Below are 11,291 nucleotides of genomic sequence, written 5' to 3'. Positions count from 1 at the left end.
GAGCGAATCGGGGATCTTGCCAACTGGTTCTTCCGGGGCTGGCACGACTACTCCGAGGGGCATGTCTGGACTGACCTGTGAAGACTCCCGGGAGCTTGGTCAGGCTGCGTCGTCCCGGTCGCGTTCGATGGCTGCGATCCGGTTCTTGAGTCGGTAGCTGGGTCCGTTGATTTCCGCAGCCGCTGGCCCCCGCCGGTCCAGGAGGCCCTGCCGGTCCAGGAGGCCCTGCCGGCCCGGGAGTGCCCCCCGGTCCAGGAGGCCCTGCCGGCCCGGGAGTGCCCCCCGGTCCGGGAGGACCCGCCGGCCCGGGAGGACCCGCCGGTCTGGGAGGCCCTGCCGGACCCGTGGCCCCCTTGCACTTGTCCCGGTCGTGACGGTCGCCCCCGCTCCTTGCGTCAGGCCTGTCCTCGTCCTCCTCTTCGTCGTATCCGTAGTCGTAGTCGTAGTCGTAGTCGTCCTCCTCCCGCCCGTCGTGGCACTTGTCGTCACCCGATGGGCTGGTCGGCGCTGCTGCTCCGGCCGCCTGAGGCGGTTCGGGGGCCGCCTGCGCAGGGCCGGCGAAGCCGAGAACTGCCGCGGCCAGCGACGCCACCACACTCCCCACGATCCGGCCGCCCTAACAGGTCAGCGGACCGAGACGTGCGACCGGCCTTCTCTCAGAACTCATGCGCTTTACTCCTCGTGGAACCGAACGGAGTGATCTTGAGGGGCTCGTGCGCCTCAGTCGGCATGGTTTTATCCGCAGGGGGAACGTGTGGCCCTGCCACGCGGACCGATCAACATAGCCCATGTCTTTGATCCAACTGAGTGGATCAAACCGACATCCGGTCCTCCCCCTCGACATCGAGGGCTGGAGTGAAGAAGGGGTCATCCAACCGGAACGTCCTCGTACCACCACCGGAGTACGCCACCAGGAGTGATGCCGTCGGGATCCGGGTGGGCACGTCGATTTTGTGGTGGGCCGGGAGCCACGCCAGCACGGCGGCGCGGTCGAACTCCGGAGGCCGCCGGCATCTGGGCCCGTGCTGCCGGGTGCAGGTCCAGGATGAACCTGCGGGCAGCCTCGGCCCTGCTCGCTCCGATGCCCGAATCGGAGCGCCAGGGGCTGTCGGCGATGTTCTCCACCGCGATCTCATCCCGGTCAGCGGTCCAGCGCCTCGGCGTCTGGCCGTGCTTTCCACACCAGGATCGCGCCCTGCAAGAACGTGGGCTGACTCACCTACCGCCAGGCACGGTGCGTTGCTGGAGGTGCAGCCAGGCCGTCAGTGCTGCCTCGAGGTCGGCTGCTTCGCTGGGGTTGAGGGTCTGGCTGGTCGTGCTGGTGTGCAGGCGTACTCCCGTGGCCGTGACCGTCCAGGCTGGACCGCGTCGCGGCGCGGAGGTCAGGGCTCCGCCCTCGGCCAGGGTGCGCAGCGCCTCCCGTATGCGCGCGGGCACACGGCCGGTGCCGGACGGGAAGGGAGTACGGGGCCGGGCAGTCAGGCCAATCACCGTGTAGAAGGCGGTCAGGGCGTCCTCGAGCGAGCCGGGGCCGGCGGGTGCGGCGCCGGTGAAGTCGGCGATGAGTTCCGGGTGCGGGCGCGGGGCGTACGGACCGAACGGCCTGTCGTGCAGGGGATACTCGTCGGTTTCCAGACGTACACATGCGGGCGCGATCAGTTCGCGGGTGTAGCCGCGGGCGAGCAGGGCCGCGTAGACCCTGCGCAGCTCGGCGGCCTGGCGCGGTACCGGATGCGGGTCGGGGGTGACCGGCGGGTGGGGTTTCGCGGGCCGGGGCGCCATCCCGAGAAGGCCCGTGCTCTGGTGCAGCACGCCTGCCTCAGTGAGCACCAGCGTCGCCTGCCGGCCCTTCGTGTCCGAACCGAGCCGGAAACCGACCACCATCGTGCCCATCTCGCGCCGCCCTCCGCCGACCGCCGCATCCGTCTCACCACGCTAGCCAGACCGCACACACTCCGGGACAGGATGGCGATGTTCCCCTGGGGCGGGAGCCGCACGTGCTAAGAACCTTTGCGCCCGCGCCGACCGATCCGGGCCCCCTCACACCGCCGGACCGCCCGCCGTCGCCCTCGGGGCCTGCGGACTCAACGCCGCGTTCACTGCCCGGGTGCCGCTGCGACGGGCGAAGGTCCACGGCACCCACGGCGAGGTCATCGGCCTCCGGTCGATCCGCGACCACGTCGTCGCTAAGCACCGCAACGGCCCGACCGCCACGATCGCGACCGCGTTCCGGGGCCACTACCCGCGCTTCGTCGACATGGCCAGCACCTGAGGGGGACCATGCAGGGTCTCGGATTTCACTGCACGGTCCCACGCTCCGCTTCATATCGGCTGCTGCACTTATGAAGCGATCGTGAGACGAGCAGGTCGGCACGTTCATTCGTTCGGGCTGCTCGGCTCCTGGCTGAAGGGGGCGCAAGGCCACGAGATGATCGATTCATGACTGAGATAGTTCTGATGTCCGACCCGAAGGTCGCAGCCGTGCCTGTCCACGAGTGCGGTGAACGGCTCGTAGACGTGCGACGAGAACGCTCCTTGCTGGTCGACGAGCGGAAGTGGCAAGACTCCGCCGGTGCCTTCGCCCACCTGAGGGAAGGAGTGCTCGACCGGCTCCTCAAAGCACAGTCGCAGCTGCCTCAAGGAATACGGCTGCTGTTCGTCGAGGGATACCGCCCGCCCTCCCTTCAACGTCGCTACTTCGACGAATACGCAGCCCAACTACGCGCGGAACACCCGGAATGGAATGCTGAACAAGTCCGCTCGGCAGCCAGCCGCTACGTATCTCCGCCCGAGATCGCGCCGCACAGCGCCGGCGCAGCTGTCGACCTGACGCTCGCTGGTGACGACGGGCGCGAGCTTGAGATGGGCACTCGGATGAACGCCACTCCGGAGGAGAGCGCGGGGGCTTGTTACACGCAGGCCAGGAGCATCAGCGACGAGGCTCGCTCTCATCGGGACATCCTGGGCACTGCGCTCACCGCTGCAGGCCTGGTCAACTACCCCACAGAGTGGTGGCACTGGTCATACGGAGACCGCTACTGGGCCTTGCACACAGGAGCGGAAGCCGCCCACTACGGGCCCAGGGAACTCGACTGACGCAGATCTAGCGAAGGTCTCGAATCGTAAGAAGTCGCTCTGGTTGCAGGCCGGAGGCCTCGGCCTGCAACCGAGTAAATGACACGTGCCCTGAGACAGAGTCGCCATGACATGACGTGAGACAGCTTGAAGAGACGCAGGTCGGGGCGATGCTCTGTGACACCGGTCGCGAGACCCTGCACCCACCATATGAACAGCAAAGAATTCTCCACCGGCCTCGCCGAGCTGCGGACCGTACGCGACGAACTCAAGCCCCTGCAGCGCAAGCTGTTCCGGCTCCAGGCCAAGGTCAACAAGTTGCGCGAACGCCGGGCCGAGTAGATCCGGCAGCTCGGCGGGTACGCGAAGGCCACCTCGGGCCGGATCGCGACGGCCGCCGGCCTCGATGTGATCGGCATCGTGACGCTGGTGCCCTCTGCGGGCCCCTCAGGTCGCCCCTGAGCGCCCGCAGGGCGGATCAAGGAAATGGCCGCGGCGCCGAAGCCGGACGAGCCGCAGACCGTCGAGCCGTCCGGAACCGTCGCTCGGCTCGGCGCAGTGCCCGCCGACGGCACCTCCGACCTGGAGGTGCTCGCCGAACCCGTACAGGCGGCAACCGTCCCCACTGCCGGCAGCCCGTCACCATCGTCGCTCTCCTGGCGACACCGGAAGCCGCCCGGCCGGCAGTTCCCACCGGCCTTCCCGATGTCGTCGCACTCCGCAGGGCGCCCTGAGAGCACCATCAACTGATCGGCAGCCTGGAAAATCGGGCTGCCGACCGCAGGCCGTGATGGCAGAGTCTGCCCATCCGATGGGTCGATGACGAACCCCAGCCCGGCCTGGTGGAAGTCCGCTTCACCGACGCCCACCTCCAACAGTGGACCTTCGTTGACAAGTGGCCTGTCTTCAGCGGCGAGGACCTCCACCCCGACTCCAGCTATCTCGTCGAGGTGGGCGTGCTCTGCGACATCCTGACCACCGGCAACAGCGCGGACACTGCGGACACATCGAGTTCGAAGTGCGGGCTGATCAATTGACCACCAGCTGAGGTCCACGATCAGCGGGGGCTCTGACCGCAGTTCCGTGAATGGTTACTCGGTGCCGGCCGAGGGGGCTGATCGGTAGGCTCTGTGTGTGATGAATGATCCTGTGGTCCAACTTTCGGAAGCGGAGTACCGCGACGTATGGGACCGCTTCTACGCGGACTTCGCCTTTCGGCCGGGCATGAACCCGGCCACATGGCCAGCGATCAAGGAGCCCCTCGACTCCATCACGTGGAGCTTGGCCCCCTTGGATGACGACCCCGGCTATGAGCGCCTGGACCGACTTGTTGAGGTGGTCCAGCAGGGACTGACGGTCTGCGTTCCTCCGCAGGGCACGCTGTTCGCGCTGGACTGGCAACACGCTTCGTTCCGCTTCTCGCCTCATCTCGTTCGCGGCTCCGAGCAGGAGCGGTGGCCCCTGAGCCCGTATCCGGATGGCGACTACTACATCTACCTTTCCGGCGACTTCCTGACCGGCAGTTTCGGTCATCCCTGGGAGGAGTCGCTGTGCCTGTTCGGCCAGGGTCTCCTCGATGTCACATCAACGAAGATCGATGCCATCCTCGGTGCTCCGATCCGCAGGTCTGGCCGGCCCCCTCATCGTGCTGAGCGTCGATCCGCCCGGACTTGAGGCGGGCAACGCCGCGCTCGACCGGGGCGCGGGTCCGGGCCAACGCCCGGTTCGCGGTCTGCTGGGTGGGGGTGAGGTCGCAGTGCGGTCGGCGCTTGACGCCGGTGGTGACCCAGGGACCTCCTCCTTGGTAGCGAGGTCGGCCAGGATGGGATGCCCTGACGTTCGCAGATACGGATGATCCGGTGGGTTCGGGCGGCGGTCAGGTCATGGGCGCGACCCGGCAGCGCGGGGAAAGCCATGGCAGCCGGCCGCCAGGATCGGTGACTGCCTGCACGTTCACGCCGTGGGGCGGTGTTTGGCCGGGTAGTCCGCCCGCCCGTCACCGACGCGGTCGTACTTGGCGAGAGTGCCGTCCAGCAGGACGAAGTCCGGCTCGGCTTCACGCAGTGTCTTGAGCAGACCCGGAGCGCGCTCGGCGAGCGGGTCGGTGACCGCGGTGGTGCAGGCGTGGGCGGTGGACTCGCTAATCCCGAAACCTGCGGCGATCTGCGCCAACGTGATGTGCTCACGTGACTTCGCGAGCGCCACCATCGCGCGTTGAGACGGGCGCAGTTTGCAGCGCCGGTCCTCCTCGCGGGGGACGATGAGCATGGTGACCCACTCCAGGAGCGCGTGCGGCACGTCGAGTGCGGCAGGGCAGATGACCAACGGGGTCTCCAGGGCCCGCTCGCCGTTGCTCAGCTCCCCCTCGTCGAAGGCCGCGAGCAGCTCCGCGCGCCAGGCGGCGGCCTCCCCCATGAGCTGACGCCAATCCTCTTTGGTGTGAGCAGCCGCGCGCGCCATCGCCTCGCGCTGCCCATCCGAGTGCGCCCACTTCAGTTCTGCCTCGGTGGCATAGCTCAGGTCGAAGGTGATCTCACCGAAGACCTCGAAGCGTTCCTGAGGCGTCAGGGACACCCCGGTCTTCTGGACCTCCATCGCCCGTTCCGCCACCTCGGCCAGCCGCTGCAGCCTGGCGATCTCCTCATTCAGCTGCCGCTGCCGAGCCCGGAGCCGCTCCAAGGGGTTCACCTGCGGATCCTTGAAGATCGCGGCGATCTCGTCGAGAGGGAAGCCGAGCTCACGGTAGAAGAGGATCTGCTGGAGACGGACCAGGTCAGCCTCGCTGTAGAGCCGGTATCCGGCGTGGCTGCGGTCACTGGGTGAGAGCAGCCCCGCCTTGTCGTAGTGATGCAGTGTCCGCACCGTCACCCCGGCGAAGGCCGAGACCTGCCCCACGGAGTAGCTCATCCATTTGCCCTTTCGTCGGGTGCACAGCCTCAAGCCTGACGTAAGGGGAGGGTCAACTCCCGCTCGCTGGTCCTCGGAGCGCGGCCTTGCCCACCTCAAGTCCGGGAGGATCTTTCGTCCCGCCCGCTGCAACAACATGACGTCAATTGCCGAAGCCGTACTCACTCTGGAGAGGCACCGCTGAAGAACCTCACTGGCTCAGGAGGAATCCGCGTCGATGTCGGAGGAGCTCGGCGAAGGCTCGGGCCAGATCGCAGGTGCGGGCGATGTCCGGGCAGGCGATGCGCGCGTCGAGCAGGCGGCGTTCGAGTGCGGGTGGAAGGGTGTCTTGCGGTCGCAAAATCCAGCTGGTGATCATGCGAGGGCTGGGAAGGTCCGCGCGGATGGGTTCGGCGTAGCCGGCGCGGAGGGCGGCAAGGTGTTTGCGCACGACCTGGCGAACTGCCGCGGTACCCGCGTTGCAGTTTTCCAGGAAGAGGCGGCTGCAGATGACCCTGTCCGAGGCTTTCGGTGAAGCGGGTGTTCAGGTACGGCTTGAACGGTTCCAGCACTCTGGCCGGCTGGCGTTCGTTCGCCGAGGACAAAAACTGGTCGAGGTCGGTGTCGGAAGTACCGGACGGTTTTCCCGGTCGAGGTAAAGACGGTGGGCGATGGCGCAAATGGTCCAGCCCGCGGCTACGAGCTTCTGGACGTCGGTGTGGCGGTGCCGGGTCCGGTCGACGATCGGCGTCTGCGGTAGTTCGTGGAGAGGTGGCTGCATCAGCGGCGGCGCGTCCGGGGTGCGGCCAGTCACCTCGTCGGCGCGTTTGCCGCCAGTAGGGATGGGAGGGCGGGCGTGGGGCTACGACGGGCGCAGCAGGCACTGACCATGGTGTTCCTGACGCTCTATACCGCGGAGGCGCCCTCGACAGGCCGTGATGTTCTCGGCGAGCTCCCGGGGAACACGGTGGAACCGGCCAAGTACCGAGTCTGGGTGTGCACCCCGTAGCACGTACGGCCCCTGGACGGCGTCTCGTACGACAACGTGCCCGTCGAGTACCTGGAGCAGCCGTGTGTTGTGGAACGGAAGTTGGGGCCGCGCCAGCCCTTGGTTTCATCCCGGGAAGCCCCCGCAGCGACGCGGCGCGGGGCTTGCTGCGGCCTGGGGTGATCGCCCGAGCGCTACAGCCCGCAAGTGGTAGCCACTCTGGCGACACTTGCAACCGACCCGGTGGGAATGGGTCAGATACGCCATCGCAAGTTCCGGGATCAGAAGAATGCAGAGGGGTGGCGGCGCCTGGCTCGGGGCACCGCCCCGCCCGCTTGTCCATTCGAAGGAGCACCCCGGCAGGCTCCTCCATGCCCGGCGATGGGCAGCTCTCGGAGATCGCTTTGAGGGGCTTCTAGGGGCGCAACAGGGGGCGGGTCGTATGGTCCGCGGGTTGGTGGGCGGGAAGCATCGGTGGCGACCTTTGCCAAATCATCCAACACATGAAGGAGTTGGTCATGCGACACCGCATCTTTACCACCCTGGCCCTGGGGGCTGCTCTCGCGATCGCACCCATGGCGACCGCTTCGGCCGCCACCCCGACCACCGTCACCGCCGACCAGTGCTTCAAGAACGGCGGCTTCTTCGGCGGCTACAACAGTGACGCCAAGGCGTTCTGCACGCGCGGCGTGTACGACGGCATCCCGTTCGACAAGGACCCGAACCAGGGGTGGTGTCCCGAGGGCCAGCACATCGTCTTCCGATACCTGCAAGGCCTGTTCTGCGTACCCAACGTGCCCACCATCAAGGGCTGACACCAGCCACTCGGAAGTGGCGTGAGCTGACAGCCCCGCAGCAGACCGGCCGCTGCGGGGCTGATGGGCACCTGTACCTGAGGCTGCCACTCCCCCTTGGGCCTACGTCATCGACCGACGTGCCGCATGCCGTTGCGGTCCCCCGGCCGTGACCACCCAGCAGGACCGGACCGAGCACCAGGCCGAGGGAAGGCAACGGGGAAGCGGAGGTGAGCGAGATCCGCGCCTCCACGCCGACGCGCCCCGATGCCGGCGCCGGACAGCAGCCGACTCCTCTCGATTGGCGTTCCGCAGGCCAAGCAGAAGGCGAAGAAGGTGCGGCAGCCAGTGCTGTCGGTTCCTCGGCGGTCGCAGCCCGGGCGGGTACCGAGGAAGTCGGACACGGCCGAAGTCTGCCGGGCCTCTCACGGCGTCACGAGTCCTGCAGTCACGCAGCTCTGTGGGTCGCCCAGCTCGTCGTCGCTGACGTTGTACAGCCGCCGTTCTCCGGGCCGGTACATCGGGCGGAAGCACGCCCAGGCGGCGCATCCACGCGTCCGGCTCCACAGCCGGCAACATCCATCCGCTGCCCCGTGGCCCGGTTGCTCGTGTGTGCGCTTCGGGTTCCGCCGCCCCGGTGCGCGAGGGATAGAGCACGCGCGACATCATCCGGCCGACCCCCGCCAGTTGCCCCGGCAAGACGACACTGCACTGAAGGAAATGGCCCGGCACCCCTGTTGCGGGTCAGCTGGTTGTTGAGGCTCCAAGCGTCATCGGATCTCGTTCTCTGGGTGCTGGTTGTCGTAGGCCTGGCGGGCACGGGCGATACTGTCTCGGTGCTCCAATGACCAGTCCGCGAGCGCCTTGACGAGGTGGGTGAGGCTCGCTCCGGTCTCAGTGAGTCGGTAGTCGACCTGAGCAGGCACTGTGGGATACACGGTCCGAAGGACCAGCCCATCTCGCTCAAGGCGTCGCACCGTCAGTGTCAGCATCCGCTGGGAGATCCCATCGATTGCGTGCTGGAGTTGCCGAAAGCGCCGCGGTCCGTTGGCGAGTTCGACGATGACGAGGACCGACCACTTGTCCCCGACCCGGTCGAGGACGTCCCGGATCCCGCAGTCAGGGTGCTCCGGCTGCCCGCAAGGCTCGAGCTCGGCGGCTCCAGCGGTTACACCGGTGTGCGTCACTGACACGAAACTGCCTCCTTGTGAGCCGACCGCGGCCGGTTGAAGATCTCACCGTAGTTACTGAACAGAACCACGGTAGGAGAAAGAGCCAAAATGATCATGGTGACCGGCGCCAACGGGCAGCTCGCCTCCCTCACACTTCAAGAGCTGGCCAAGCGCGATGCGCCCGCAGTGGGCGGGAGTCGATCGCCCCTCGACGGACAGCGCCGCCTCGACTTCGATGACCTCGCAACCCTCGACCTCACTGGAGTTTCCACGCTGGTCTTGGTATCGGCGGGGTATGCCGAAGACGATCAGGTCGTTGCCCGCCACCGGGCCGTTCTTGACGCTGCGAGCCGCGACGGAGTCGCCCACGTGATCTACACCAGCCTGACCGGGTCCGGTGATCACCTCGGGTTCGCACTCGCCCACCGGGCCACTGAGCAGATGGTCAAGGCCAGCGGACTCGTGTGGACGATCCTGCGCAACGGGCTCTACGCGGAGCTGTTCGGCGCATTGCTGACCTGGACACCCGACGGCCTGGAATCAGCGTTCGACAAGGGTGCACTCTCCGCGGTGGCGCGGGCTGACCTGGCCGCGGCCGCGGCCATCGTGGCCGGCAACCCGACCGCGCACGCGGGGAAGACCTATGACCTGGTCGGTGAACCGATCACCGCCATCGGGGTCGCCGAACGCCTCGGCGTCACTCACCGGGCGATCGGACTCGGCGAGTACCGCAAGCGGCTCCTCACCGATGGCACCCTGTCGCCGTTCCAGCCGCCGATGCTCGCCTCGATCGCGAGCAGTGTCCGCCACGGGTTCCTCAGCAACACCAACCCCGACCTCGTACAGCTGCTCGACCGACCGCTCACCGACCCGCTCACTGTCGCCGCACAAACGGCAGCCGCGATGCGCCCCGGCGCACGCTGACGCGGACGGTTCATCGCAGAGCGCCGCTATCCCCCGAAGGCCGCCGGGGGCTCGGCCTACTGGATCGCCCAGCAGCTCCTCACCGACAGCCGACTGCAACCGATGCCGACGTCGTCGCCCGGATCGACGCCATGAGGCGCACAAAGTAATGGTCTGCCTCCCGGACGCCTTCGGGTTCGTCGTCCTGCCAGGTCGATCGCCTGGGTCATGGACGCCCGCAGACACGCCCGCGACTACGAGAGGCTCGTCCAGCACCCCGAATCGCAGTGATTACCTGGGCCGCGATCACCCTGATGACCAGGCGCGTCACCCGTCGGCAATCCCAGCCGGGCCAGCCAGCTGACCTCTCGCGAACGTACATGCGACTGAACGCGGTCACCACGGCGACCGCCAACCGCCCTTCCCGACACACACCCTCGCATCGAGCCACACGGCACGTCAGCCACTCACTCAAACATCCCTGATCCAAAAGGTGCTAGGTCCAAATCTAGGTCCAAATCAAGGCCTACCCAAGCCCTCACCAAGATTTCTACCTGACCCACGGTTCTTGTCGATGGATCAGAATCAGGTACTCAGGAAAACATGGGCGCCTCGGTTCAGGTCGTCCGTCAGGGAGCCTGCTCGTTCACGCGGCCCTCCCACGCCCCGACGCAGTGGGCGAGGTCCTCTGAGAGGTAGACGTGACACCGGCGTGGCGGGCGGTGACCGTGGCCATGTACACCCACGCGTCTCCTACATCGTGGAGCCCGTCCCCGGCCTGAGCCAGGCTCTCCAGCCGACCCGGATCAGACCCTCCCGTCTCCACCAACATGTCCAGCCGGTCGCACCAGATCTTGTCGATGCGCGAGGTGCTGTTGGCGGTGCTGGCGCCGGCGTTGACTTCGCCGAGCACGGGCATGCCTTCCCGACCGTGTGCGGAGTAATGCTCAAGGCCTGTGGATCGGTTCGGGGAGGAACGCGGAGGGCGTACCTTCCCGGATGATCCCGTGATGGTCATCGAGTAGGCCCGCGTTCGCAGCGCGGGTCGGGAAGGCATGCCCGTGCTCCCCGTAGTCAATTCCGACGGCTCCCTGCTGGACGGCTCCCTGCTGGACGAGATCGTCCGCGAGGGCGCCCGGCGGATGCTGGCCGCCGCACTGGAGGCCGAGGTCAATGCCTGCATCGCCGAGTTGGCCCATGGAAAGGACGGGGCAGGGCGACATCTGGTGGTCCGCAACGGCTACCACCATGCCCGGAAAGTCACCACCGCGGCCGGCATGATCGAGGTCAAGGCCCCGCGCATGAACGACAAGCGCCTCGACAAGGCCACCGGCGAGCGCAAGCGGTTCTCCTCGGCCATCCTGCCGCCCTGGTGCCGCTAGGCAGTGTCTTCAAAGGGGCTTTAGCCAGAGGAACAGGGATGCGATGGTGACGGCTGCCTGGTAGGACTCGCGGGTTTTGTCGTAGCGAGTG

At 67.2% G+C, this 11,291-nt stretch carries 10 protein-coding genes and 4 pseudogenes; 9 read left to right on the top strand and 5 right to left on the bottom strand.

Annotated elements, in window-relative coordinates; translation table 11 throughout:
• Positions 1 to 1,215: 1,215 nt before the first annotated feature.
• Positions 1,216 to 1,893, bottom strand: coding sequence for a hypothetical protein (locus ABZZ17_RS39255; protein WP_356884046.1), 678 nt, complete (start codon positions 1,891 to 1,893; stop codon positions 1,216 to 1,218).
• Positions 1,894 to 2,107: 214 nt separating this feature from the next.
• Here ABZZ17_RS39255 and ABZZ17_RS39250 point away from each other — a divergent pair, with 214 nt between their 5' ends.
• The 5 genes from ABZZ17_RS39250 to ABZZ17_RS39230 all read left to right on the top strand — a co-directional run bounded on the left by ABZZ17_RS39250 (position 2,108) and on the right by ABZZ17_RS39230 (position 4,749).
• Entirely contained in the window at positions 2,108 to 2,272 is a 165-nt protein-coding gene (locus ABZZ17_RS39250) for a hypothetical protein (protein WP_356884050.1), read from the top strand.
• A 167-nt stretch (positions 2,273 to 2,439) separates the two neighbouring features.
• Positions 2,440 to 3,096 carry a M15 family metallopeptidase gene (locus tag ABZZ17_RS39245; RefSeq protein ID WP_356884044.1) on the top strand — a complete coding sequence of 219 codons (657 nt, stop codon included), beginning with the start codon at positions 2,440 to 2,442 and terminating at the stop codon, positions 3,094 to 3,096.
• Positions 3,097 to 3,285: 189 nt separating this feature from the next.
• Entirely contained in the window at positions 3,286 to 3,417 is a 132-nt protein-coding gene (locus ABZZ17_RS39240; protein ID WP_356884042.1) for a hypothetical protein, read from the top strand.
• Positions 3,418 to 3,917: 500 nt separating this feature from the next.
• Positions 3,918 to 4,112 (top strand): hypothetical protein, encoded by a 195-nt coding sequence (locus ABZZ17_RS39235; protein ID WP_356884040.1) that lies wholly within the window; start codon positions 3,918 to 3,920, stop codon positions 4,110 to 4,112.
• 100 nt (positions 4,113 to 4,212) lie between these two features.
• Complete coding sequence (locus ABZZ17_RS39230) at positions 4,213 to 4,749, top strand: DUF2716 domain-containing protein (RefSeq protein ID WP_356884048.1); 537 nt, start codon at positions 4,213 to 4,215, stop codon at positions 4,747 to 4,749.
• Here the strand turns inward: ABZZ17_RS39230 and ABZZ17_RS39225 are convergent.
• The 3 genes and pseudogenes from ABZZ17_RS39225 to ABZZ17_RS39215 all read right to left on the bottom strand — a co-directional run.
• A pseudogene (locus tag ABZZ17_RS39225) lies at positions 4,733 to 5,400 on the bottom strand (transposase family protein); the annotation flags it as partial. The gene ABZZ17_RS39230 and the pseudogene ABZZ17_RS39225 sit on opposite strands and share 17 nt — an antisense overlap.
• 6 nt (positions 5,401 to 5,406) lie before the next feature.
• Positions 5,407 to 5,982 (bottom strand): annotated as a pseudogene (locus ABZZ17_RS39220) (MerR family transcriptional regulator); the annotation flags it as partial.
• A gap of 190 nt (positions 5,983 to 6,172) precedes the next feature.
• A complete protein-coding gene (locus tag ABZZ17_RS39215) occupies positions 6,173 to 6,340 on the bottom strand; it encodes a hypothetical protein (RefSeq protein ID WP_356884038.1) in 168 nt (55 codons plus the stop codon).
• A gap of 1,127 nt (positions 6,341 to 7,467) precedes the next feature.
• Between ABZZ17_RS39215 and ABZZ17_RS39210 the strand changes: the two genes are divergently transcribed.
• Positions 7,468 to 7,764 carry a hypothetical protein gene (locus tag ABZZ17_RS39210; RefSeq protein WP_356884037.1) on the top strand — a complete coding sequence of 99 codons (297 nt, stop codon included), beginning with the start codon at positions 7,468 to 7,470 and terminating at the stop codon, positions 7,762 to 7,764.
• A 749-nt stretch (positions 7,765 to 8,513) separates the two neighbouring features.
• Here the strand turns inward: ABZZ17_RS39210 and ABZZ17_RS39205 are convergent.
• Positions 8,514 to 8,936, bottom strand: a complete 423-nt coding sequence (locus tag ABZZ17_RS39205) for a helix-turn-helix domain-containing protein (RefSeq protein ID WP_356884035.1) — start codon at positions 8,934 to 8,936, stop codon at positions 8,514 to 8,516.
• 87 nt (positions 8,937 to 9,023) lie between these two features.
• On the opposite strand from ABZZ17_RS39205, the gene ABZZ17_RS39200 reads away from it, so the two are divergent.
• The 3 genes and pseudogenes from ABZZ17_RS39200 to ABZZ17_RS39190 all read left to right on the top strand — a co-directional run.
• Positions 9,024 to 9,839 carry an NAD(P)H-binding protein gene (locus tag ABZZ17_RS39200; protein WP_356884033.1) on the top strand — a complete coding sequence of 272 codons (816 nt, stop codon included), beginning with the start codon at positions 9,024 to 9,026 and terminating at the stop codon, positions 9,837 to 9,839.
• A gap of 189 nt (positions 9,840 to 10,028) precedes the next feature.
• Positions 10,029 to 10,153: pseudogene (locus ABZZ17_RS39195) on the top strand (IS5/IS1182 family transposase); the annotation flags it as partial.
• A 720-nt stretch (positions 10,154 to 10,873) separates the two neighbouring features.
• A pseudogene (locus ABZZ17_RS39190) lies at positions 10,874 to 11,197 on the top strand (transposase); the annotation flags it as partial.
• Between the last annotated feature and the right edge of the window lie 94 nt (positions 11,198 to 11,291).

It is taken from the genome of Streptomyces sp. NPDC006512 (genome assembly GCF_040611935.1).
Classification (GTDB): Bacteria; Actinomycetota; Actinomycetes; order Streptomycetales; family Streptomycetaceae; genus Streptomyces.
Note: the sequence above shows the minus strand (reverse complement) of the source record. Positions and strands in the feature narration are given on the sequence as shown.

Bases quoted from the DNA above. Each gene is read 5' to 3' on its own strand.
- ABZZ17_RS39240 (WP_356884042.1), top strand. From the start codon at position 3,286: ATGAACAGCAAAGAATTCTCCACCGGCCTCGCCGAGCTGCGGACCGTA.
- ABZZ17_RS39215 (WP_356884038.1), bottom strand. From the start codon at position 6,340: ATGATCACCAGCTGGATTTTGCGACCGCAAGACACCCTTCCACCCGCA.
- ABZZ17_RS39200 (WP_356884033.1), top strand. From the start codon at position 9,024: ATGATCATGGTGACCGGCGCCAACGGGCAGCTCGCCTCCCTCACACTT.
- ABZZ17_RS39245 (WP_356884044.1), top strand. From the start codon at position 2,440: ATGACTGAGATAGTTCTGATGTCCGACCCGAAGGTCGCAGCCGTGCCT.
- ABZZ17_RS39255 (WP_356884046.1), bottom strand. From the start codon at position 1,893: ATGGGCACGATGGTGGTCGGTTTCCGGCTCGGTTCGGACACGAAGGGC.
- ABZZ17_RS39230 (WP_356884048.1), top strand. From the start codon at position 4,213: ATGAATGATCCTGTGGTCCAACTTTCGGAAGCGGAGTACCGCGACGTA.
- ABZZ17_RS39210 (WP_356884037.1), top strand. From the start codon at position 7,468: ATGCGACACCGCATCTTTACCACCCTGGCCCTGGGGGCTGCTCTCGCG.